Annotated in this window: 16 protein-coding genes; 5 read left to right on the top strand and 11 right to left on the bottom strand. The window is 46.3% G+C overall.

Annotated features, from left to right (window positions below; translation table 11 throughout):
- The 10 genes from AAHF22_RS08910 to AAHF22_RS08955 form a co-directional block, all read right to left on the bottom strand.
- Nucleotides 1-648, bottom strand: a 648-nt coding sequence (locus AAHF22_RS08910) for a sugar-binding domain-containing protein (RefSeq protein ID WP_347324654.1), incomplete at its 3' end; no start/stop codon positions are given.
- An 8-nt stretch (nucleotides 649-656) separates the two neighbouring features.
- A complete protein-coding gene (locus AAHF22_RS08915) occupies nucleotides 657-1922 on the bottom strand; it encodes a glycoside hydrolase family 125 protein (protein ID WP_347324985.1) in 1266 nt (421 codons plus the stop codon).
- A gap of 43 nt (nucleotides 1923-1965) precedes the next feature.
- Entirely contained in the window at nucleotides 1966-5655 is a 3690-nt protein-coding gene (locus AAHF22_RS08920; protein ID WP_347324655.1) for an alpha-mannosidase, read from the bottom strand.
- Between the two features lie 18 nt (nucleotides 5656-5673).
- Nucleotides 5674-6639 carry a carbohydrate kinase family protein gene (locus tag AAHF22_RS08925; RefSeq protein ID WP_347324656.1) on the bottom strand — a complete coding sequence of 322 codons (966 nt, stop codon included), beginning with the start codon at nucleotides 6637-6639 and terminating at the stop codon, nucleotides 5674-5676.
- Between the two features lie 53 nt (nucleotides 6640-6692).
- Nucleotides 6693-7592, bottom strand: a complete 900-nt coding sequence (locus AAHF22_RS08930) for a carbohydrate ABC transporter permease (RefSeq protein ID WP_347324657.1) — start codon at nucleotides 7590-7592, stop codon at nucleotides 6693-6695.
- Nucleotides 7593-7694: 102 nt separating this feature from the next.
- Complete coding sequence (locus AAHF22_RS08935) at nucleotides 7695-9419, bottom strand: extracellular solute-binding protein (protein WP_347324658.1); 1725 nt, start codon at nucleotides 9417-9419, stop codon at nucleotides 7695-7697.
- A 173-nt stretch (nucleotides 9420-9592) separates the two neighbouring features.
- Nucleotides 9593-10543, bottom strand: coding sequence for an ABC transporter permease (locus AAHF22_RS08940; RefSeq protein ID WP_371834047.1), 951 nt, complete (start codon nucleotides 10541-10543; stop codon nucleotides 9593-9595).
- Nucleotides 10544-10693: 150 nt separating this feature from the next.
- Complete coding sequence (locus tag AAHF22_RS08945; protein WP_347324660.1) at nucleotides 10694-11458, bottom strand: sugar phosphate isomerase/epimerase family protein; 765 nt, start codon at nucleotides 11456-11458, stop codon at nucleotides 10694-10696.
- Nucleotides 11455-12381, bottom strand: coding sequence for an aldo/keto reductase (locus tag AAHF22_RS08950; RefSeq protein WP_347324661.1), 927 nt, complete (start codon nucleotides 12379-12381; stop codon nucleotides 11455-11457). Before AAHF22_RS08950 ends, AAHF22_RS08945 begins: the two co-directional genes overlap by 4 nt.
- 1243 nt (nucleotides 12382-13624) lie before the next feature.
- Nucleotides 13625-14650: a LacI family DNA-binding transcriptional regulator gene (locus AAHF22_RS08955; RefSeq protein ID WP_347324663.1), complete on the bottom strand. Its 1026-nt coding sequence runs from the start codon at nucleotides 14648-14650 to the stop codon at nucleotides 13625-13627.
- A gap of 451 nt (nucleotides 14651-15101) precedes the next feature.
- Between AAHF22_RS08955 and AAHF22_RS08960 the strand changes: the two genes are divergently transcribed.
- The 4 genes from AAHF22_RS08960 to AAHF22_RS08975 all read left to right on the top strand — a co-directional run bounded on the left by AAHF22_RS08960 (nucleotide 15102) and on the right by AAHF22_RS08975 (nucleotide 22050).
- On the top strand, nucleotides 15102-15809 hold the full coding sequence (locus AAHF22_RS08960; protein WP_347324664.1) for a FadR/GntR family transcriptional regulator: 708 nt from the start codon (nucleotides 15102-15104) through the stop codon (nucleotides 15807-15809).
- A gap of 165 nt (nucleotides 15810-15974) precedes the next feature.
- Entirely contained in the window at nucleotides 15975-17345 is a 1371-nt protein-coding gene (locus tag AAHF22_RS08965) for a uracil-xanthine permease family protein (protein WP_347324665.1), read from the top strand.
- A 254-nt stretch (nucleotides 17346-17599) separates the two neighbouring features.
- A complete protein-coding gene (locus AAHF22_RS08970; RefSeq protein WP_347324666.1) occupies nucleotides 17600-18259 on the top strand; it encodes a cysteine hydrolase family protein in 660 nt (219 codons plus the stop codon).
- A gap of 704 nt (nucleotides 18260-18963) precedes the next feature.
- The gene (locus AAHF22_RS08975) at nucleotides 18964-22050 is read left to right on the top strand and encodes a PAS domain S-box protein (protein WP_347324667.1); all 3087 of its coding nucleotides are present in this window, start codon (nucleotides 18964-18966) and stop codon (nucleotides 22048-22050) included.
- Between the two features lie 466 nt (nucleotides 22051-22516).
- Here AAHF22_RS08975 and infC read toward each other — a convergent pair whose 3' ends face one another.
- On the bottom strand, nucleotides 22517-22996 hold the full coding sequence (gene infC / locus AAHF22_RS08980; protein WP_347324668.1) for a translation initiation factor IF-3: 480 nt from the start codon (nucleotides 22994-22996) through the stop codon (nucleotides 22517-22519).
- 172 nt (nucleotides 22997-23168) lie between these two features.
- On the opposite strand from infC, the gene AAHF22_RS08985 reads away from it, so the two are divergent.
- Entirely contained in the window at nucleotides 23169-24650 is a 1482-nt protein-coding gene (locus AAHF22_RS08985) for a copper amine oxidase N-terminal domain-containing protein (RefSeq protein ID WP_347324669.1), read from the top strand.
- Nucleotides 24651-25002: the final 352 nt, after the last annotated feature.

Here is a 25002-nt window from a genome sequence, read left to right on the forward strand (position 1 = left end):
CGAGCCGTCGCACCATTTTAAGACGAGTACCGCCATCTGGTTCGTGCCGGGCTTCAAATAAGGAGTAAGCCGGAATTCCGCAGGCACACGGCTGCCCTGGCTGTAGCCAACAAATGTACCGTTTACCCATACATACGCACAGGATAGTACACCTTCAAATACAACATACGTTTCCCGTGCTTGCCAGTCATCCGGTAGCTGAAATTCACGCACATAAGCGCCCGCTGGATTGCGGGTAGGAATATGTGGTGGATCACAGGGGAAAGGGTAGCTCAGATTCGTATAATGCTGCTGATCATATCCATTACGCTGCCAGCAGGAGGGAACAGTTAGGGGATTCCAATCTTCGCCTGAACGTGTCACCATTTTCTCAGCACCAGCACCAGCACCAGCACCAGCACCAGCACCAGCACCAGCACCAGCACCAGCACCAGCAGCCTGCCAAAATGCCGGTTCTACCTGGCGAACCGAGTCATAATAACGGAATTGCCAAGTGCCATTTAACGAACGATAAAAGGGAGAACGACTGCGCTGTCCCGTATGTGCCGTTTGCTGATCAGCGTATGGAACATAGTAGGCGCGCGCAGGTTCACGGTTCACATGCAGCACATCTAGCTGTTGATGATAATTTGGAATGAAAAGGGTCATAAGTAGGTTTATTCCTCCTTGCCGCATAGTTCAACAAAACGAATGACGAACTCGGCGAATAAGCTATTGGACCAGGCGAACCACGGTCTTGTATATTGCGCAGGATCATCTTTATGAAAGCCTTCATGCATAAAGCCTGTCTCGTCATGTGTCGTAGACAGCCAGTGTAGCAGTTGTTTCATTTCGTTCGGATCGCTTGACGTTAAACCTTGCATAGACAGGGCAATATGCCATATATACGATGATGGTGTATGGGGACTGCCGATGCCCCTTGCGGCTGTACCGGAAAAGTAATATGGATTATCCTCGCTTAAAATAAAGCGGCGTGTGTTCATATAGATCGGATCATCTGCACCACGATAGCCAAGATAGGGAATCGATAGCAGGCTCGGTACATTGGCATCATCCATCAGATGGTGATTGCCCTGACCGTCCGTTTCGTATGCGTAGATTTTACCATATGTTGGATGCAGTACGGTGCCATAATGCTCAATGCCGAATTCAATCTCTTCACGCAGCTTGTTAGCGCGCAAGATCAGGCGTTCATCCTTGTAAATTTCACGTGCAATCTCAGCCATATAGCCAAGTACGACGACAGCAAACATATTGGACGGAATCAAATAACCAAATGTACAGGCATCATCACTCGGACGGAAGCCAGACCAGGTCATGCCTGTATAGGAAGTAGGCATACCGCGTCCATCATTGCGTAATGTATCGGATGGTGGACAATGCTCGCGCATAAAGCGATATGGCGAACGTTCATCATGTCGCTGCTCGCATATCCATAGATCGATAATGCGGTGCATCGTATTGTAAAAATGAACATCGAACAAATCGGTACGTCCGGTCTGCCGCCAAAATAAATAGCTTAACTGGATCGGATAACAGAGCGAATCGATCTCATATTTGCGTTCCCAGATCCACGGCGTTAGCTCGGTCAGATCATCGTCGTAACGCGCATCATTCGGTTCATGATTAAATGCATTTGCATACGGGTCCAGACCGATGCAAAATAGCTGTCTGCGAATCAGTCCTGCAATACGTTCTCCAAGCTCGTTATCCTCAGCAGCGAGCGGCAAATAATGCCGCACCTGCGCTGCTGAGTCCCGTAGCCACATCGCTGGAATATCTCCGGTAATGATGAAAGAGCTTCCGTCTTCCATTACGCGGATCGTCGTTTCATACGTACTTGCATAACAGCCACGAAACATCGTTTGCACGTCCGGCAGATGTGCAAGCTGTTGTTCAATCCCCTGTACGTATTGTTCCATCGCTGGAGTAAGAGTAAGCGGTGTGTTGAGTAATGTCACGATGTCATACCTCCTGTACCGTAATCAGGAATGTACGTAGCTCATACGGAGTGATCGTCAGCTCGATATCGCCCTGATGGATGTCACCGATCGGCTCTTCCATCAGATTACATTCCTGCCACGACACGATATTCAGATCACTATCAATCGTTAACGGTGTACGCATACCACCATATTCATGAATGCGCAAAATGATCGCATCCGAATCCTCCGCTTTTTTGATCGCATCGGCAATCACATGATTGGCTGAGAAGCGGAACAGAGAGAAGTCGGTGTGGATTAGATTTGATGTTATATCTGAAGTTAGATTTGAAGTTGGTTTATAGGTCGAAGCCTGCTTCTGGATAGACGCATGATCTTCATGTATCAAAGTACGAGTATCGTTGTACGTCGGATCGGTGCTAGCAGTCTGATCAATGATAGCGATTGGCTCAGTTGTAATAGAAGTGGATGCTGACTGTACATCGACATTGGCAAATGCTGCTTTTGCTAATGAGCCTGCTGGAATCGTCACCGCTGGTGCATTCAGCTGCCAGGCTTCCTGTACCGTGCCGCCATCCAGCCAATCTCCACCATGTGGATAAAGCGAATACGTAAAGTGATGCTGTCCATAATCAGCCATCGGGTCAGGATGGATCGCTGATTTGAGTAGGGACAGACGCATGATATGGTCTTTAATATCATAGCCATATTTACAATCGTTTAGCAGACTGACACCATAGTTGCGTTCCGACAGATCTGCCCACTGATGGCCTACGCTCTCAAAGCGCGCCCAATCCCAGCTCGTATTCCAGTGTGTCGGACGCTTCACATTACCGAATTGAATATCATACGTTGCCTCGGTTGTGCGAATCTGTACCGGGAAGGCAACTTTGAGCAGCTTCTGACGTTCTTTCCAATCGACATCGGTTACAAAATCAATCCGGCGGCTCGTCGTATACACGATCAACTGCTGTACGATACAGGTATCGCCATAGCTCCATCCAAATTCTACAATGGCACGCAGTGGGCCGGATTCAATCAGTCGCACACTGCTCAGCGCTGTAATCTCATCCATACGCTCCTGATAGAAAATATCAATATCCCATGCGTCAAAATTCATCGGCTTATCTTCAAACAATTGCAGCACATTGCCACGTTCACCTGTAGCAAGCACCTCGCGATCATATTGCCGATCGGTAATACGAGTAAGCTGTCCGTTAGCATTCCATTCCAGTTCATAATGAGGCGTAATCAATGTACCATCTTCATAACGGAAAAAGACATCGGCTGTTCGCGCATCGATAGCTGCCTCAGCGGTAACCGTAACGGTTGTACCAGTCGAACTAGCCGAACTAGCCGTGCCATTCGTAGCTGTCATTGTTTCGGTTAGCGCTGTCGCATATTGAATCGTGCTCCAACCAAGAGAAGGAACCGCAGTCGCCTGTACAAGCCAGCCGTCTGTCGTTTGCTGTGCGGACAATGGCTGACCGGTGCTGTCACTCCAGAGATAGTGCTCCTGTCCACACTGGTTGAATGGGACATGTACCAGTGGATCAAGTGACCAGGAAGAGCTGTTCAATACAGCAAGTTCGCCGGATGTGGCTTGACCAGCATGGGTATCAGCCTCAACATCAGCAGTTCCAGTTCCATGCTCATTAGCGATATTAGCAAATAGGGATGACTCTTGTTGCCCAGCAAGACCTGTCGCCGCGATATCCTGCTCGTTATGATCGGTATCGCTTTGAGCATGACCAGCAATAGATGCTGCTGCATGTATAATCGGCTTCGTTTCGATTGCCCGTTCAGTTTCTTCCGAGCGAAGGGAGGCAGACAAGGCAGCGATTGGCAATGCTGTGCCAGTTGCCGTTGCCCATGCATGTCGTCCAATCTGTTCGGCTTCCGCATATTCAATCGTACTATCCTCATATACCTCAGCAATCGACGAGCCGGGAATAATATCATGGAACTGATTGCGTAAAATAATTTTCCAGCCTTCTTCCAGCGCTTGTGCTGGATAAGCTGACCACTTGCCCGTCGCTGCTGCGCGTAGGGCGTGTAGCCACTCGGTTTCGCGATACAGCAGTTCCAGTCGGCGATTCAACAGCTTATTATAGGCCTGACTGGTGTACGTACCACGGTGATATTCCAGATACAATTCGCCATCCCATGTGTGTACATAACTGTCAGTTTGCATGAACGTGTTTTGAAGTCGGGCAAAATAATCATCTGCCCGTCCGCTTTTCACCGCTGGAATACCTGGAATGCGATCCAGTTGACGACGCAGCTCCAGCATTTCGCGCGTCACCCCACCGCCGCCATCGCCAAAACCGTAAGCGATCAGCATATTTTGGTTCGCTTCCTTATCCTGATAGCTGTTCCATACGCCCTGTACCGTATCTGCCTTCACATGGCCGTTGTACGTATAATAGAAGGCGTTACCGCCTTCCCAGTCATCCGGTGTCGTAATAAAATGCGTCAGCACCTCGGAGCCATCCATCCCACGCCAGCGGAACGTGTCGCGTGGCATCCGGTTCACCTGATTCCAGCTAATCTTCGTCGTCATAAACGTATCAAAGCCTGATTTGCGTAAAATTTGCGGCAATGCCCAGCTATAGCCGAACACATCGGGCAACCATAAATAGCTGCTGACGATGCCAAACTCCTGTTTGAAAAAGCGTGTACCGAGCAGGAATTGGCGCACGAGCGATTCGCCGGAAGTCAGATTGCAATCCGCTTCGACCCACATGCCGCCGCCCGCTTCCCAGCGACCTTCCGCAATCCGCTCTTTGATCCGTTCGTACAGTTCAGGATAGTCATTTTTAATATAGTCATACAATTGTGGCTGAGTTTGCAGGAAAATATATTCGGGATCATGCTCCATCAGACGCAGCACCGTAGAGAAGGAGCGTGCCGCCTTTTCGCGAGTATGCTTCAGTCGCCATAGCCAGGCGACATCGATATGCGTATGTCCAACAGTCGTCACGAGCACGGGATGATCCTGCTTGATTTTTTCCAGTTCAGCATCCAGATACTGATCGGCTTCCTGTACCGAAGCATAAAAAGCGTCTGAGCCAGGAACCGACCAGTCCAGCTTTAATAACGACTGATTCAGTAACTTGGTGAGCAGCGACTTCTCATACGCCGATTCCGGTAAAATAGCGATCGTTTGCAAGATCGCTTTGGACGTATAGTAAAGTCGATCAGTAGCATGATGGAGCCAGCCGATCCGTGAATCACGAATCGTATGTGTCGCTGGGCGCGGCGGGCCGCCGCCTTCCAAACCTGACCAGAGACGGAAATCGAGCTTCGCTTCACCGGTGTAAGCGACGGGCAAAATCATCTCGATATGATTGCTGTCCACGCCTTGATACGGATGCTCATTCCAATAAGCGAGCGCTTCAAAGCCGACATTATTGCCTTCCTCGGTCGTGCCAAAGTCAAATAAGCCGACCACAGTGCGATCCGCCCATTGTGCCGGAATAGAGACAGAGGCAGAGAGCCACAAGTAGCGATCTCTGCCTGTCCACGTTTCTCCATTTTTCATTGTATACGCAGCGCCGGAGCTTTCGGCTTGTTTCTGTTGCGGATAGATGCCATTATGGCCAGCAGCGTCTTCCAGTGCTTCGTATTCCGCTACCGGGAATGTGTCCCGGTAACGTAGCGGGCCGAGCTGTTCCAGCCGCTTTTTTAATTTCTCCTCTGTAAAAAACATGAAGCTCCTCCTCTGTCATCAGGCAATAACTTCCCAGTCGTCGACGACTTGTGTGGAATGACTTTGAATAAAGGCTTCTACGCCTGCTTGATCGGGAATTCCAGTATTGCCGCCATAGGCAGATACGGATAATGCACCACATGCATTGCCGTATTGCAAACATTCGCCAGCCGCTTTGCCGGTTAATACGCCGTACATATAGCCTGCGTTAAAGCTGTCGCCCGCTCCAGTTGTATCGACCGCGGTTACGGTATAGGCGGAACGATACGTCTGCTGATCGTTCTGGATCGATACGGCACCACGAGCGCCCATTTTTACGACAAGATGTGAGGCATGTTGCGACATGAGTGCGATCGCTTGCCGGATATCCGAGTGACGGGAATAGTGAAGCGCCTCGATCTCATTCAGGAAAAATACATCCACTTCGCGCATCACTTCCAAAATGCCACTGTACCATTCGCCGCTATCGTCCCAGCCAACATCAAATGAAATTGTCGTACCAAAGCTTTTGATTTTGTGGATCATCGCCATATAGGCGTCATGATTGCGGCTACCCTGATAGCCGGTCATATGCACATGACGACCGTATTTCATACTATTTTCGTGCAAGTCTTCCATCCGAACTTCGGCATTAGAACCCATATACGTAATAAAGGAGCGATCATGCTCAGGATTGATCGCAATCGAAATCCCTGTATTGTTATGCTTGCTCTGCCGGATATAAGTCGTATCGATATTCAGCTCACTGAACTCGTCCAGAATGAACTGTCCATAATAGTCCTGTCCCAGCACACCATTAAAGGCAACTTTAAGACCAAGCTTGGCAAGCGCCATTGAAAATAATGCAGCGCCGCCGCCGATATGCACAAGCATATTGCTAACGAATACTTCTTGTCCCGGTTCAGGTAAATGGTCGCTTCCCGCCACAATCAAATCGATATTGGCATCACCGATGGAGACGACATCATATTGTTTGTTATCCAATGAACATCCCCCACTTAAGTTAAAGGCATGACGTGCTTAAATTTGGACAGGAATCAGCCTTTTACTGAACCGACCATAATGCCCTGTACAAAATATTTCTGAATAAACGGATATACGCTTGCAATCGGCACGATCGAGATAATAACCATCGCCATCTTCATCGATTCGCTCGTTACCGTGCTTGATGCACTCATCATCGCGTTCATCGATAGATTTTTACGCATCGCTTCGGCAGCGGTTAGCATTTGCTGTAATACCGTTTGCAATGGACGTAGCTTCTCATCGGTTACATAAAAGGCGCCGGAGAACCAGTCATTCCAGTGCATAACACCATTGAACAGACAGATCACTGACAATACCGGCATACTAAGTGGAAAATAGATGCGGAACAGTACCTGGAAGTCATGCGCACCATCAATCTTCGCGGATTCTTCCATACTCGGATCGATCGATTGGAAAAACGTGCGGACGAGAATGAGATTCCATGCGCTGTACAATGTCGGAACGATATACACCCAGATCGTATTGTTCAGGTGGAACATTTTCAGCACCATGAAGAAAGGAATGATCCCGCCGTTGAACAGCATCGTGAATACGATAAACATACTCGCAATGCCCACACCGGGCAGATTGCGGTTTTTCAGTGCAAAGGCAGCCATTGCCGTCAGCAGTACACTGACCGCCGTACCGACAATCGTGCGGAACAGCGTCACTTCCAATCCGTTAATAACGGCTGGATTTTTGAACACTTCGATATAGTTGGAGACGCTAAATATACGCGGCCAGAAAGCGATTCCGCCAAGTGAAGCATCTTTACCATCATTGAATGATAACGCTAAAATATTGACCAGCGGCAGCAAAATAATGAGCGATAATGATGCAAGCAGGATGTAGTTGACGATCGTTGCGATGCGTTCATTAAGAGGCGTTTTGCCTACAGCGTGTTGATCCATCCGTATAACCTCCGTTTCCTGTCCGTATGCCGGAGCAAGCTTCGCTCGCCCCGACTACAGAAGGGATGAAAATGTGAATCCAATCCATTATGAATCTATCGATCAGAAGAATGCGTCGATGTAGAACACTACCGAGCTAGGGTCTTTGTCGTATTTCTGTTGCAGATATTGCTCGTATTGCTCCACGCCAGCCGCTTTCAGCTGAGCACGGTAGTCGTCCAAAATCTTCGTCGCTTCGGTCATATCTTTAGCAAAGAATGCTTGTACGAGCACGTCTTTATACGAATCAAGCACCGGTTTCAGCGAAGCTTCGATGTCTGGTACTTCAGACAGGTAGGAAGCAGCCGTGTAACCATCCCAGTATTTGTATTTCGGATTGCCATAGTTCATCAGCTCGAAATACAGTTTGTAACGATCCGGCTGGGAATTGGCACCACGAATCAATTCGCCAAAGTCTTTATTGTTGTTCACATCGGTTTTGCCGAGCAGGCTGCCCCAGAAGTAAGGGATCGTATTACGCTCATCCTGCGGGCTGTTGTTCAAGATCGACAATACTTTGTCTGTGAAAATATACTGGCCTTTATCGTTGATCTTGTAGTCTTCACCTTCAATACCGTAGTTCCACAGTGCTTTACCTTCTTTGCTTGCCAGATAGTCAGCAAACTGTACGATTTGCTCCGGATTTTTGGTCGTTGCCGGAATCGCCCACACCTGACTACCGGATTTCGCTTTTTCGTAGATCGCATCTTCGCCTTTGTAGTTGTACATTTGATCCATTGGCAAATATTTTGTTTTTTCAAACATCGTCAGCGAGTCTGGTGCGATGTTCATATAAGGAGAGATCGCATACGAGCCGTTGTTGTACGCTTCTTCTGCACGAACGCCGTCCATGTTAAATGCTTCTTTATCAAGCAGACCCGCTTTGAGCAGCTTTTGGACAAAATCGATACTTTTCAGCGCGTAGTCGGTTTCAGCAACGTGTTTGACTTTGCCATCCAGTACATCGAACTGGGTGCCGTTACCGAAGTCATAGTTTTTGAACAGGCTGCTTACGACTTGACCGCCCCATTTACGAGGGCCGATAACGGTGATGGGTTTACCATTATTGTCTTTGAAATTGCCTTCTTTAATCTTCATCGCCAGGTTGAACAGATCATCCTGTGTTTTGATGGAAGTTGGATCAACATTCAGCGCTTTGGCAATGTCGGCGCGAATCCACATGCCGCCACGGTAGTGAATACGGTCAGCATCGGTTGTATTTTTAGCAGGGATATTCATGTGGATGAAATATACTTTACCTTCGAAGTCCGGACGGAACATAATGTTCTCGCGTGTATCACGCGGCAGGAAGTCTGGATCGAGATAGTTTTTCAGCACTTTTGTATTTTCCAGATATGGACGCAAATCGGTGAACATGCCTTCACGTGCTGCTTTGAGCAGAACAGGCATTTCTGGACGACCGCCATGATCTAGATACGCTTCGATCACATCAGGCAGATCGCCTGTAGCAAGTGCAACCGTCAGCTCTTGCAAACCGTCCGCAGCACCGCTGGATTGCCAGTTCATCGTCATACCGGTTTTTTCTTTAATTTTCTGAGCAACCGGATTGTTCACCTGATCGTCCGGCAATTGTGCGCCATCACCTTCGAGGAAAATACGACCGGTCACATCACGGTTAGCGATAAAGCCATTTTCACCGGATTTGCGACCGTCCGCAGCGACAGTGCTAGCCGCTTCATCTTTATCGGACGAACAGGCGGACAGGATCGTTACCATCATCAACATAAGGGCAAGCGTAAAGGACAGGCGACGCGTAATCTTTTTCAATGAAATCACCCCAAATGAATTATTGAAAGCAAACGGATAAGCGAATGGCATGTATCCGGTTTGAAAACGGAACTTCTGCGCGATAGGAGCTACTATTTATAGCTACCTGGTGGACAACCGACAGCTTGCGGCTCATGTTTAGTTGTGCTCCGTCATGACGATAGAGCCGTATACTACCAGAGACTAGACTCGTTTTTACTAAAGCGTTTGACCAGATAGTTGGTCACGATCACGAGAATCAGACCGACCAGACCTTGCAGCAGACCGACAGCAGCACCATAACCGTACTGACCTTGCATCATACCGACACGCAGCACGTAGGTGTCCAGAATGTCAGAGAAGTCGGAGTTGCCTGCGGTACGCAGCAGCCAGTTTTGCTCATAACCGGTTGTGAGCAAGCTGCCGATATCGAGAATGAACAGAATCGCAATCGTTGGGCGGATCGAAGGCAATGTAATATGCCAGATTTTGCGCCATTTGCTGGCACCGTCCATCTCGGCGGCTTCATAAAGCGTCGGATCAATACTTGCCATCGATGCGAGATAGATAATCGAACCCCAGCCGATATTTTTCCATACATACGTGAGGAACATAATCGAATAGAAATAATGACCATCCATCATATAAAATGTACTGCCATCACCGCCAAGAGCGGCAACGAACTGGTTGAAAATACCGTCATCCGGTGCAAGTACCTTCGTTGTGAAAGCAGCGACGACTACCCAGGAGAGGAAATAAGGCAAGTACGAGATCGTCTGTGTCATCGATTTGAACCATTTGGTGCGCAGCTCGTTCAGCATAAGCGCCAGCAGGATCGGGAACGGGAAGTAGACGATAATTTTCAAAAAGCCGACAATGAACGTGTTGGCGATCAATTGTGCTGCATCTGGATAGGAGAAGAAAAGCTTAAAGTAACGCATCCCTACCCACGGGCCTCCGAACATCCCGCCGTTAAAACGGAACTCTTTAAACGCCATCACCAGTCCAGCCATCGGCAAATACGAGAAAATCGCGAAGAAAATTAAACACGGCAGAAGCATCAGATACAGATAGCGGTTAGCAACGATCGTTTTCCATAACCCCGCTGAAGCGGCCTTTTTGGCCTTACTCTTTCTTTTGGACATCGAATCCAGTTCGGCTTGCATAGCATGACTCCTTTCTCATTTCAAAGGTGCGGGAACTGGATGTTACCCGACTCATAAACAATTGTCCATACTGTAGTCCGAAAGGACTGCCGTATTATAGTTGGAAAGGGAAGCGAGCAGCCGGGGAACTTAACCCGGCTGTGCAACTAGCCCTTGCAGATAACGAAGACTCTTTTCGAGACTGTCCATCGGTGAGCCTGGGCAGTAATCCTGTTCTACCGCATAAAATTCAACACCGTTCGCTTCGCCCCATTGAATGATCGGCATAAAATCAATCGTTCCGCTGCCAACTTCGGCAAAGTATTCGCGTCCATCATCGGTCATATCTTTGAAATGCAAGATGGGCATCCGTCCAGCATACTGACTAATGACTGATAGTGGATCATGACCGCCTTTTTTCACCCAGTACGTATCGATTTCAGCGTAAACCGGAGTCTGCTCATCGTAATCGAGTAAATATTGGAGCGCATATTGCTCACCCATCATCGTATGAAATTCCCAATCGTGATTGTGGAAGCCAACACGATAGCCACGAGGGGAGACGATAGCGGATACGTTACGCAATTCCTGTCTCACAAATTCATATCCAGCGGCATTTTTGTGTTCATCCGGTAAGGAGTGGCAAATGATATCCGGTGTACCGAACAGATCGGCTTCACGCAGTACATTGTCCAAATCGTTACGCATCCGTTCCAGACCGACATGCATCCCAGCGGTTTTCATGCCTAGTTCCTTCACGACAGCGGCAATCTCAACCGGATCATTGCCATGTAGACCGTCGATTTGAACAGCCTGCCAGCCCATTTTGCCTAGTTCGCGCAGTGTATAGATATAGTCCTGTTTGAGTTCATTCCGGACGGTAAATAGTTGTGCGGCCAGTTTATGTTCGATCATGCTCGTTCCTCCCTTTCAAGATTCAACCATTGCAGGTCGTGATCGGAAATTGTAATATCCAGTACGGCAAACGACTGAGCTAGCTCATCGCTTGTACGTGGTCCAATAATCGCTGCGGTCGGGAAGGGGCGGTGAAGGACAAAATAAAGTGCAATCTGTGTTGGCGATACGCCTTTTTCTTCGGCAAGCTGCACCGCACGGCGATAACGTTCCCAGTTCGGTTCGCTATAATACACACGTACCATTTCTTCATTTGACGTATCCTCCGGTGAAAATGCGCCGGAGAAAAATCCGCCTGCCTGTGCCGACCATGATAATAGCGGCATCCGGTTTGCTTCATGCCACTGCACGGTTGCGGCATCCGCAGATACACAGCCAGGCCAGCGTGCTTCCAATGCTACTGCAAGCGATAAGTTCGGGCTGTTGAAGCTGAAGCCTTGTAAACTATTGGCTGCGGCGTAATCATTTGCTGCTTGAATACGTTGCCAGCTCCAGTTCGAGGCGCCCAGTGCACGAATGCGACCGGCAGCCAGATGTTCATTTAATGTGTCGATCAGTGCTTCAACCGGTACGGCTTCATTATCACGATGTAGTGCATACAGATCGATATAATCCGTATTTAGACGCTCCAGACTAATAAGCAAATCATGTGTGATCGCTTCCGGTGTGACGCGCGGAGTAGGATCACCTTTAAGTGGGTGCGCGCATTTGCTAAGCAACACAAGCTCGCTTCGATTCCCTTTCTCCTGCATCCAACGACCGATAATTTCTTCGCTGTTTGTGTACTGATAGGCCATATCAATTGTTGTTCCGCCTGCTTCGACAAACTCATCAAGTGCCCATGTCCCATTCATACGAGACAAGTCCCCGGTACCGATAATTAGCGGCGATAGTGTGATTCCTGCGACAGATACGTGATTCAAGCAAACATTCCCCCTTGTGTCTGGTATCGATACCAGATGTAGTTCCATACGATTTAACTGGCATGAAGCTAGATGATTCCTACGGATAAAACAGACGGTTGCGTGTTCAAACCTGGTTGTTGAAGATGAGGATTGTAGAACAATTCTGATCGATATGATCTGCATGATCCTTTATCTGGAATCGATACCATATGCACACTTAAGAGAAGAATAGGAAGCATATAGATGTCAGTTTCGGATCAGGCGTTATATAAGGAGCATATACCGTAGTCATATCGACCAGACGCTGATGATAGGCGAGTAGGAAGCAAACTCGGTGTACGCAAGTGAAACCATAAGTGAATGGATAGCTGAATGAAATGAATGAGCTAATAGGATGAGTCAAATATAGCTGTACATCGATATTCCAACATGGATAAAGCGATGTTAAATAAAATTACGTGATTAATTAGGTTTTGGGAAAATACGATAGTTTTAGATTGAAAAATCCATATGATGTGATAATAAGTGACTTTAACGTAGGCAATTAAGGAAGGCGGATTCGACAATTTCTGTTCTTATGAGACATTATATTACGTACATTTTGGAATTGACAAGTAAAACTTTTCATTTTGCTCATTCTATTTTGAAATGGAGCAAGCAGCTGAATGAGCCGCCTGCCAATTGAAGAAGAAGGTACGTTGAGTCTGTATGGTAACGATACCATATTTTTATGAAAGCGTAAACATAAATTATAGCTGTTGCTCATCAATTTATTTGCCAGGCAGCGATTGTGCTTGTACTGGTAGTGGTGCCGATCCAGAGTAGTCACAAATACAAATATTATCATCGAAGGTAAACACAATGATTGAGGGCAAACATAACGTTCAAAGGCACTCATTCTAAATACATCAAACAGGCTAACTTCCTTGATGTGCGTAGTTTAGCTGGTTTAGCGATACTCCGTTCCAGGCGGTGTAGCCGCGTACTCCAGTTAAGCTATATTTATAGATGAGCCGAGTAGATGAGCCGGGCTGAGTTGTTGTATCGGAAGTTACGCTGGATAAAACCATAAAATGATCGACAGATCAATCGACTTTGCATCCATTTTTTATCGAATCCTATTTTCGTATCCGCTCTGTCCTTTAATCGCTAATGCTTTGCTGGTGCTCTAGTATTTGTGCTCTCTTAACATGGGTTTTAATGAAAAAGTGATTTGCAAAGCAACATACCTCATGCTGACAAAGCTTTACTTCGTTATGCGTTACCGTGAGTTGGAAGGATGCATCGTTTTGCAGCTTTCGCGTTCAACCAGTTGATGTTGAAGCATAATGTCGGCTTGCGGACGATGTTTATCACGAATAATGAGTCGATGCAGATTTTCAAGCGATACCTGACCCATTTCATAGATCGGCTGCTGCATGGAGGTGATTGAAGGACGCACAATATCGGTAATGGTACTGCCATCAAAGCCCATAATCGATACATCCTCCGGCACGCGAAACCCCTGATCAAGCACACAGTTCAATGCACCTACAGCCATATCATCACTCGCGGCAAACACTACGGTTGGAGGCTGTGCTAAAGCGAGTAATTCGCCCATCAAGCGGTGTCCGCTCGGAAGCTTATAATCGCCAAATTTCACATACTCTTCGGGAATCGTAATATGATGCTTGCTCAGTGCATCGCGAAATCCATTGTAACGATTTTGCCCGGATGTGACATCTTCCAGATCACCACCCAGATAAGAGATCGCTGTATGACCGGAGCGGATCAGGTATTCGGTTGCATCATAGGCTGCCTGATAGTCATCAATAAGCACAGAGATGAAGTCCGCATCTGGTGATTGCACACTGGAGAACAGAATGGGCATCGTCGCATTACGGATAAAGTTCACGATCTCCTCATTCGTCTTCTCGTGCATAATGATAATGCCTTCCACCCGCATCTCCTGAAAAATATGCAAATATTTCAGCTCTTTACTCAGATTCTCAGCGATATTACAGACGATCAAATTATAGCCATATTTACTGGCGGTTTCTTCAATACTGCTCAAAATAGTCGAGTAAAAGTTAGACGTTAGATCCGGTACAATGACGCCGATCGTATTCGTCTTTTGCTTTTTTAAACTGCGCGCAATATAGCTTGGCGAATAATTGAGTTCTTCAATCGCCTGATTCACACGGTTTAAAATGTCTTCGCTTACATATTTCTCACCGTTTAGAACACGAGAGACACTGGTCACGGATACACCTGCCCGGCGGGCAACGTCTTTGATTTTAACAGTCATGCCTTCAGCTCCCTTTGCAGCAAATGATAGAGCTGACTCCATATTTGCTTTGATGTGTCTTAGTATAATATTTTGACAATTCCCGCAGGTTTCGTCAATTGGCAAAGCTGACAATAGATGAAATTTGTACATAACTTCGTTTTCACGCTACAGGATAATAGTAAATGGAAGGAAGAAGCAGAAAAGGAATGGAGTAGAAATGTTAATGTGTAACTTAATTTAACACGCATAATATAAAAACAGCTTTTTTAATAAAATAAAGATAGATAAATTGCCATAAAATAAGAAATAGAGCGCATTTTGTTTATAATTTGTGTTAATTAATATAACAATAAAGAAAAATAACGCTTGTTTTCACACAATACAGCTCCTATAATGTGCGATATAACGAATCAAACATCAGATGTTTCTTTTACCTGAGTTATAAAAGATAACATACAGATAGAAGGGAGTGCTGTTCATTTCTACACAGACTGGATTAAAAGCAGTACAACGACGCAAGCTAGTCGATGAAGTGCTGGATCAATTGATGGCGCTCATTCAGTCAGGACAATACGAGCCTGGAGCAAAGCTTCCTGCTGAGCCGGAGTTAATGCGGCTGTTAGCGGTCGGTCGCTCTACCGTACGAGAAGCGGTCAAAATTCTGATGCATGCTGGATTTTTAGAAGTTCGTCAAGGGGATGGAACGTACATTAAGAAGTCGTCGGCAGGACTTGAAGCGGTGAAGGCGACACTGATCCCGCCCAATTTGGAGCAGGTGCTGGAAGTAAGACGTATGCTGGAATGTGAAGCAGTTGGACTGGCAGCCATCCGCCGTACCGAAGCTGATCTGCACCGTATGCGCAGCTTGCTTGATCAACGCAATGAATATTTGGATACAGGCCGATACGCTGAATATGTGGCATCGGACATCGCTTTTCATATTGCGATTGTCGAATCATGTCATAATGATGTATTTACCGCTATGTATAGCGTGATTGCAGAAGGATTACGTGAATTGCTCAGTCAGCTTATTCTGGATACGCAAAGCTATGAGGATAATACCGTTTACCATGAGGCGATATATACAGCGATTGAGGCACAGAATGGTGATGCTGCCAAGCATTACACGCTTCAAAATATAGATGCAGTCACCAGTCGTCGCGGTATTCAATCGTAATACAGCACTCCATCGCAATTTAGTTTTAATCGCAGTGCTGTAGAAATCATACAGGGGAACTATGCTGGAAGACAGCCATATCTGTATAAACAAACATCAGATGATATGCTGACTTCATTTCAGCTCATAAGCACGGTGTATGAATAATCGATAGGAGTGGATCATATGCAAGATACACATGGGGAAGAGCAAGTGTTAACGGTAGGCATTGAAGAGAAGCTGTCTGTAGGCGCGAATATGACGTATGGATTGCAACATTTACTAGCTTTAACAGGCATTTTCCTGTTTCCGGTATTGATCGGTCAGGCGCTCAAGCTTGATTCCAGTGTGATCGGCTATATGATTCAAGCGTGCTTTTTAACGACAGGTCTGGTCACGGTATTGCAGTCCGGTCGTATGTTAAAACTACCTGTTGTGCAGGGACCGACCGCCGCCTTTTTTGTAGCTGTATTGTCAGCAGGTGCCAGCGTAGGACTCGGAACCGCATTTGGATCGATGGCTGTTGCCGGCGTGATCTTCATGTTGCTGGCGATCCCGATTCGTCGTTTCGGTCTGATCGGCTATGTGAATAAATTTATTTCACCGCCGATTGTGTACGGTACGCTGCTCATTATTATTGGTGCGCAACTGGCAAGTATCGGGCTTAAAAATTGGTTTGGTAGTGCAGACATCGGCATTAATTTTATCGCTTCACTGGTGACGGTGCTCTGTGTACTGGTATGTATGGTCGTTGGCGGTGGTACGATTTTACGGCGTGGTGCATTATTATGGGGCATCCTGGTCGGAACTGTTTTTTATTCCATCTTTGGTACGACCGATTTCTCAGCTGTCTCGTCTGCAAGCTGGTTTAGTCTGCCGAGCTTGTTTCCGTTCGGATTTGGCGTATCGATCCCGATTGTCATTTTGATGCTGCTAGCCTTTTTGCAGGCTTCGGCAGAAGCGGTAGGTATGTATACACTGCTGACCAAATGGGGCAAACAGAAGCTGAGCAATGATCGCGTCAACCGTGGACTATTCGGTGAATTTCTCGGTTGTACACTCGGTGCAATTTTCGGCGGATTGGGCACTACCTCCTATCCAGAAAATATCGGAATCGTGCGTGTATCCGGTATCGGTAGTCGCTACGTAACGATGACCGCAGGTATACTGGCGATTGTACTCGGTTTGATTCCAAAAGTAGGCATGTTTATTGCCTCTTTGCCTGGCCCGGTGCTGTCAGCAGCATCTACAATTTTGTTTGGCATTATTGCGATTAGCGGTGTACAGATGGTCAGCAAAGTTGTGTGGGATGAATTGAATCTGGTCGTAGCAGGCGCTTCGTTCATTATTTCGCTAGGTACGATGTATTTGCCAGCAGAGCTGACCGCGAAGCTACCGCTAGCGATTCAAAGTGTGGTCACTCAACCGATGCTCGTTGGTGTCGTGCTGCTGATCGGCTTGAATACGATAGTGAATATGTGGCTGCGTCCATCGTTGGAGCGGCGTGCCCAGCGTGAGCCTTTATTGCCTGAAGTGACAACGACAGAAGTCTTATAACTATGGTTAGACGATTATTTGTAATATGCAATCAGTATTGTAATCCATATATGCGATCCATATGCGCAATCAAGTTTGATGAGCAAATACGTTAAACCAGGACGTGTACGTAGGCTCGTATACATGGAAGCGGTAGTCGTGTATGCATAGTAAAACAGGCTGCGTACACATGCTAGATAACTACCCTCAACAAAGCAGACCTCAAGATAGGCTAGCCATCAGCACAAGCATCGCGACCAAAGAGGAGGATAAGAATGAAAAATAAAATCAAATGGGATATTCAGCCAGAGCGCACCGCTGTGATCGTCGTCGATATGCAGCACGTATTTTGCAAGCCAGATGGTGCGCTGTATGTGCCGCGCACCAAAGAAATCATTGAGCCGATTCAACAACTAACAGCTGTAGCGCGTGCAGCAGGCATGCCGGTCATTTACTTACGTCATATTGTACGTGGTGATGGCAGTGATACAGGACGGATGCTCGATATGTATCCGAATGTAAATGAAATTCTGAAGCGCGGCACACCGGGAGTGGAAATTATCGATGAATTGGCACCAGAACCGGGCGATATTATTGTAGATAAATTATTTTACAGTGGCTTTCACGATACCGATCTGGATACGATTTTGCGTAAGCATGATATTGGGACGATCATCATTTGTGGTACGGTTACGAATGTATGTTGTGAAACGACTGTTCGTGATGGCGCGCATCGCGAATATAAAATTATTTTCCTCAGCGATGCAAATGCAGCGATGGATTATCCGGATATGGGCTGGGGTGCGGTGACGGCAGACGATATTCAGCGCATGACGTTAACGGTCGTTGCTTATGAATTTGGACAGGTATCGCCGACAGCGGACATTGTAGATGAGATTGCATGGAAGGCAGGGCTTCATAGCAATAAAGTATGATTGAGCGGTGTACACATCATTTATTTGTGAAGTGATCGATCTTATTATACTTATTGATGCTAGTATACTTATCGATCCTAATATAATTAATAATGGTCAGCATCCATGATGAGGATGAGGACAATAACAATATCGATGCTTAAATGAAGATTATTGTATAAAGTAGCATTTTATTAAAGAAGATAGTTGCATCATCTGTATCCGAGGATGTTGCGAGTAAAAGGACAGTCACGAGCAATAGGTGGCTGTCCTTTTTGATGTGGAGTCGTATTTACTTCTAACTATGAATGGTGCATGTACAATTACAATATTTCTGAAATAGTACGTGTACAACTACAATATTTCTGAGATGTGTATACGTATCGTTCTTCTGCCCATACGATAAAACATATCGTATTTGATCGTAATGAGTTACAGTAGTCATACTCTAAAGGCGCTGAAATAAAACATTCCTTTAGCTAAGAACACTACTAGCTATAACCGATATAATGAGCATGCGTATACGATTTTACATTCATTCGTATGCTCGAATCAAAGCTTCTGTATAATAGGATATAAAAGCTATTCGTTGATCGCTGATCAGCAACAATCTTCCCGTTCACGAAATATACGTAGTCAAACCGTTTAACATGCTTGGAAATAGGCTATATTATGGTGAAAGTTCCAAGTTTAAAGAAGTGTGCATCATATGGGAGGATGGAATTGTGAATAAAGGGCTTGTACCTGATATGGCTTTACTGTTGCATGTATATCAGCACGCGCCCGGTGGAATTGCCATTTTTTCGCCGGAGGGAGCGTGTCAATACGTAAACCCGGCTTTTTGTTATTTGTTAGCGTATGAGGAAGAGCAATTGCGCCATGTGCTGGAACAACATCAACTTGTCCAATTCTGGCAGAAGCATCACAGTAGTCAGGAGCTGGATCATCGGATTATCCGCGGTGATCATCGTCCAATCTGGTTAACGCTACAGTCTTCCTTTTACCCGGAGCATCCGGCTGAACCGCTACAATATATTATTGTGTATGCGAGCGAGATTAAGGAGCATCACGAGGAAGATCTTCGCACACTTGTGACACGCAATGCGACAAGTGCCGTCGCGCTCAGCACACCTGATGGATATCTTGAATATGCATCGCCATCTATTAAACAAATGCTCGGCTATGAGCCTCAAGAGCTGATTCATGCTCATTACAGCGAATTTTGCGTGGATACGCAGGGCGATTATATGCCTGTCTGGATGCATCAGGATCGGACTAGCATTATTCGCCGTGTTCGTCATAAAAATGGAGAAGAACGCTGGATTGAAGCGTTTATTCAAGAAATGCATGATGAACACGGGAAATTAAAAAACATTATGAGTGTCATTCAAGACGTGACCAAGCGCAAATCGCAGGAGGATATTATTTCCCGTGCTCACCGATTAGCAGGGATTGGAGCCTGGAACTGGGATATGGTCAAAGGAGAAATTCATTTTTCACGCGATGTATTGCGCATTTTCGGTTATGCAATGAAATCACTTGAACATACACCGGATTCGTATCTATCCACTATCCATCCGGACGATATGGACTATGTCGCTGAATGTATGGAGCGTTCGCTTGAACTGGGCGAGGGTGGTGTGAACACGTATCGAATCATTATTCCAGATGGTACAGAGAAGACGGTACAAACGCACTGGGAAACGATCTGTGATCCAGACACCGGTAAGCCGATGCAGATGATCGGTGTGGTACAGGATATGACCCGTCAATATAGTGTTAGCGAGCAGCTACGTCGTAGCGAATACAATTACCGTTTAATTACCGACAATTCACTGGATTTGATCTCGCGTCATGTGGATGATGCAGACTGTACGTTCCTATTCGCTTCGCCTGCATGCAAAACATTGCTTGGCTATGAGCCGGAGCAGCTAATCGGACGTTCGTGCTTTGAACTGGCGCATCCAGAAGATCGGCATAAGCTACAACAGTATGTTGAAAATGTACGTTCCAGGGAGCATAACCATCACGATATGCTCATTTTCCGTTGTCGTCATCAAAGCGGTCGTTACATCTGGTTGGAGACTCTTAGCCGATATACGTATAACGAATATGAGAATCGGTATACGTTTATGGCGGTATCGCGTGATATTACGGAGCGCAAATATTTGGAGACTGTGCTTCGAGATAGTGAGTATCGTTACCGTTCGTTGTTTGAAAATAATCCGTCCGGCGTATGTGCGATCGATCTGGAAGGCCATTTCTTATCGGTAAATAGTAGTCTGGAGGAGTTGACTGGCTATTCCCGGCATGAGCTGATCGGAACGAAAGTGTATTCTTTTCTTATGGAAGAGGAGATGCCCAAGATTCGCCATCATGCCAGACTTGCCAGACAGGGCGTTCCGCAAATCTATGAGCTGAATATACGACGCCGGGATGATTCCCTATTTAGCGCCGATGTGATCAATGTGCCGATTATGTCGGATACTGAAGTGATCGGACTGTACAGTATCGTGACAGAGACGACGGAGCTGAAGCGCTATATTAGCTTGATTGAAAAGCTGGGCAATGAACGAGCACTCATTTTGGATTCGGTATCCGAGGGTATTTTCAGTGTGGACGAAGATGGACGCGGTATTTTTATCAATCGTGCCGGAGCTGAGATGTTAGGACTGAATATGAAACCTGCGATCACGAATAGCCATAACGAAAATGAATCCGGCTGGCAACATGGGTTTTATAATTTTGATGAGCTGCATGAACAGTCTGCGATCATTCAGGCGATTCGTCAGGCAACCCCACATCGCGAAGAAGAGACCATTTTTTGGAAAAACGATGGTTCCAGCTTTCTTGCGGCGTATCGCGTTACTCCCGTATATGAGCAAGGTGAACGTCGGGGAACGGTTATCGTATTCCGCGATATTACGAATGAAAAAGAAGTGCTACGTGCGAAGGAGTCGGCAGAGCGCGCAGACCGCGCCAAATCCGAATTTATGTCGGTGATGAGTCATGAGTTACGCACGCCGATGAATGGCATTATGGGCATGGCGGGGCTACTCGCCGAGACGATGCTGGATGAACAGCAGCGTAATTATCTGGACATTTTGCTCAATAGCAGTGAAGCCCTATTGAATCTGCTCAATGAAATTTTGGACTTTAGCAAAGTGGAATCCGGGATGCTTGTGCTGGAGCCGCAGACGTTCTCGATTGTGGATCTATTTGATCATATTGCTGAGCTATTTTTACTAAGCGCTTCTGAAAAAGGCAATGCATTAACGGTAGCGATTGAGCCGGATGTGCCGCAACTGCTGTATGGAGATGAACTGCGGATTCGGCAAATTTTGACTCATCTCGTTGGCAATGCCGTCAAATTCACCGATGAGGGACAGATTCATATGACGGTTCGCTCATTATTGCGTGAGGAAGGGCAAGCGTCCAATGGTGGAGAGACGTGGTTGGAGTTCAATGTGTCGGATACTGGAATTGGGATTGCCGCAGAGCAGCAGCATTTGCTGTTCCAGCCATTTTCACAATTGCATCCAGCGTTAAATCGCAAATATGGTGGAACCGGACTGGGCCTGTCGATTTGTAAAAAGCTCGTTGAGCTGATGGATGGCAGTATCGATGTGACGAGTGTAGTCAATGAAGGGTCCAGCTTCCGCTTTGTATTAAAGCTAGGCGCGGTACGACAAACAGGCATGCATCCGCCAGGCACATGTGTAGAGTTGGCATCGAATGAAGAGATTGCTCATCGGCGTAACCAGACGTTTTTTCTGCCAGACAATGACTATTCTAATGATGATCATTGCTGACGAGCGGACAGGATGTTGAAGCAAATGATGAAATTGATGATGTATCGCTGATCGTGAAATGCATGATGATAAAATGTGAAACGATAGAGTGCAGACTAGTGGAATACCAATGTTGAGCTAAAAAGACAAATGAACATGATAAAATGAGAATGAACACGATAAAATGAGAACGTAAACTGATAATCACAATTAGCAAAAAGCCTTTCCTGTATAGTAGGAAAGGCTTTTTTGGTGGTTTTATCTGTAGCATATCGTATCGCCATATGCACCCTGTCGCCATAGGCATGGTTCTATGATGAGAATCGGTTATTATATCCGCGATCCAGCCAGCCGGTTTCAGAACCTTTATTTTATAGCCTTTCAGAGCTTCTCAGATCTTTTCAGAGTGTTATTGTAGATGAGTATAGACTGGGCTACATTGCTGATCATTGGAGTACAGCTTACATTTCCACACTGTACAGCAGGCTTAATTTAGCGGATCAAGCTGTACCATTGACTGCTTCCCACTGACTTGAATGCCGGTCGTTGGACGTCCATCGGCTTTGAGGTCACGCAGCAAATCTTCCAGCAGCTTGCGTGCGGCAGTGGATTGTTTAGTATTGCCCGTTTTTACGACGAGCATCACAGCATGACCGGATTGCAGCAACCGGCGTGCCTGTTGTTGTTTGGTTTCATAGTCATGATCTTCAATGGATGCGGTGAGCCGGATTTCCTTAAGTTTGGCTGGGCGATCGCGTTTGGCGTCCTGTTGCTGCTTTTGACGTGCTGCGCCAGCACCAATCAGTTGACATGGCGGTGGGCTGCTTAATAATGAAGTACATACGAGATCGACTTTAAGCTGTTTGGCAAGCTTGAGTGCTTCGGCGGTGGGCATGATGCCTAAATCTTCGCCCTCTATCCCGGTCACATATACTTCAGATGCTTTGATTTTCTCATTTTTAATCATATTTAAATGTCCTCCAGAACTAGGCGTTCGTACTTAGATTGTAAAACAAGTGCTTCCATTGTAACATAGCCCGCCTGAAAGCGGATTATTATAGGTATTTGTTCATTTTACAAACTGTACGTAAACTGGGATAATGAAGGCGAAGTCCGATACAGAAAGGGGAACAATATCAATGAAAAGGAAATTGTGGATCGCACTTCCGCTTGTTTTACTGCTTGTTGTACTGTCCGGCTGTCAAGCAGTAGGCAATCTGGATGTGAAAAATGCACTGATTCGCAATCTGGAGGTACAGTCGCTCGAATCCAACCAGACATTAAGTTTGAGCCTGACACCTTCTGAATCAGCAAGTGCCGAAGATCGCATGATTGCTACGATGCTGAACTCCAGCAAACTGGTGATCGATAGCGCCAAAATGCAGAGTGCGAATGAGCTGTCACTGGTTGGAGCTGTTGAATACAGCGGCCAACGTCTGCCGTTCCATGTGTATATGAATCAGGGCGGGATTACGATCGATCTGGAAGGTGCCAAAAAGCCGATTTACATATCTTATGAAGCATATGGAGAGGCTGTAGGGCTTGATTCCGGCTTCAATTTGCAAGTATTGCAAGGTCAACAAAAGGAATTTGCTAAGGCAGTCGCTTCATTCCTGTTCACTCATCTGCCCAATGCAGCGAACATCTCTGCCGATACCGTGAGCACAGCTGTATATGGTGGCGAAACGATGGATATGACTCGTCTGCATATCGAGCTAGATGGACAGGAACTACTGCAACTGGTGAAGCCATTCCTGACCAGTATTGCTGCTGACGAACAAGGTATGAAAGAATTGCTTGGTGCATTTTATGATTATTATGCACCGCTATTTACCGGTTCATCACAGGAAGAACTTGATAGTTTCTTTGGTAGCCGCGATAATTTCGTCAATGAAGGCTATAAGTCCATTAGCGAGGCGTTGACGGATTTGCTCAAAGATTATGATCAAAACTTCGAAGAATTTAAAGCGGATCAATCCGTACAAACGATCTTCGGTCCAAACACCCGTGTCGTCACCGATGTGTATTTTGACAAAGATATGTATGCACGCAAGCAAATGATGGATGTAACGATTGCCTTGCCTGCGGAATCTTCGTACTCTGCGTTTAATCTTCATTCAGAGAGCGAGTCCTGGAATGTGAACGGCAATGTCGTTGCTGATCCGGTCGATGGAAGCGGCGGCCTCTTGAACGTCAACGATAGCACGACAGCAGGTACGGTACTGCGTAACTTTGAATCGAATTCTCCGGTCTATCAGCTGATGAAAATGTCAGGTGCGACGAAAAAAACCGTTTATGTCGGTGAGTATTCTGATTACGAAACGATTACTCGCAACAAAATGACGTACATTTCGGTGAAGGATCTGGCAAGCGCGCTGGATGCGAAAATGGAATGGAATGCGGCTAGCAAACAAATTCGTCTGACTGACGATATTAGTGGAGCGGTAGTGGAGCTAAACGTGAACTCCAAAAAAGCAACCGTAGATGGCAAAGCTCGTATGCTGCCAGCAAATGTAATTCAAGTGAAAGGTACGACCTATGTACCATTACGTGCCGGTGCAAGCCTACTCGGTTCTACGGTGAATGCATCGTATGGAGAAATTACAATCGAGCGTAAATAGGGTGAGCTATACATTTCGCAGTTGCGAAACTGGATATAATAATAGCGAAAAGGACGATTTCATTTACTGAAATCGTCCTTTTTTGTACGCATTTTGTTACGCAGACATGAAAGGATCGGTGAATCGAATACGTGACGGCGTCGTAATTGCTCGAAATTCGCGATTGAAGCGTGTTGATCGGTTTCGCAAAACCGATGTGTTGTCCTAAAAACCAGAGATGGAGGGAGTAATTGGACAAAAAGAATAAATAAGCAATTCGAATCATTCCAAGCGGACATGTAGCCGCTAAAATGTAGGCATACATAGAATTGATCCCACCAGCCCGAAATTTCGATGAATCGTCATCGTCGTT

The organism is Paenibacillus wenxiniae (assembly GCF_039822605.1).
Lineage (GTDB): Bacteria > Bacillota > Bacilli > Paenibacillales > Paenibacillaceae > Saccharibacillus > Saccharibacillus wenxiniae.

Bases quoted from the DNA above. Each gene is read 5' to 3' on its own strand.
- AAHF22_RS08955 (WP_347324663.1), bottom strand. From the start codon at position 14,650: ATGACTGTTAAAATCAAAGACGTTGCCCGCCGGGCAGGTGTATCCGTG.
- AAHF22_RS08970 (WP_347324666.1), top strand. From the start codon at position 17,600: ATGAAAAATAAAATCAAATGGGATATTCAGCCAGAGCGCACCGCTGTG.
- AAHF22_RS08965 (WP_347324665.1), top strand. From the start codon at position 15,975: ATGCAAGATACACATGGGGAAGAGCAAGTGTTAACGGTAGGCATTGAA.
- AAHF22_RS08985 (WP_347324669.1), top strand. From the start codon at position 23,169: ATGAAAAGGAAATTGTGGATCGCACTTCCGCTTGTTTTACTGCTTGTT.
- AAHF22_RS08940 (WP_371834047.1), bottom strand. From the start codon at position 10,543: ATGTCCAAAAGAAAGAGTAAGGCCAAAAAGGCCGCTTCAGCGGGGTTA.
- AAHF22_RS08920 (WP_347324655.1), bottom strand. From the start codon at position 5,655: ATGTTTTTTACAGAGGAGAAATTAAAAAAGCGGCTGGAACAGCTCGGC.
- infC (WP_347324668.1), bottom strand. From the start codon at position 22,996: ATGATTAAAAATGAGAAAATCAAAGCATCTGAAGTATATGTGACCGGG.
- AAHF22_RS08930 (WP_347324657.1), bottom strand. From the start codon at position 7,592: ATGGATCAACACGCTGTAGGCAAAACGCCTCTTAATGAACGCATCGCA.
- AAHF22_RS08945 (WP_347324660.1), bottom strand. From the start codon at position 11,458: ATGATCGAACATAAACTGGCCGCACAACTATTTACCGTCCGGAATGAA.
- AAHF22_RS08915 (WP_347324985.1), bottom strand. From the start codon at position 1,922: ATGGAACAATACGTACAGGGGATTGAACAACAGCTTGCACATCTGCCG.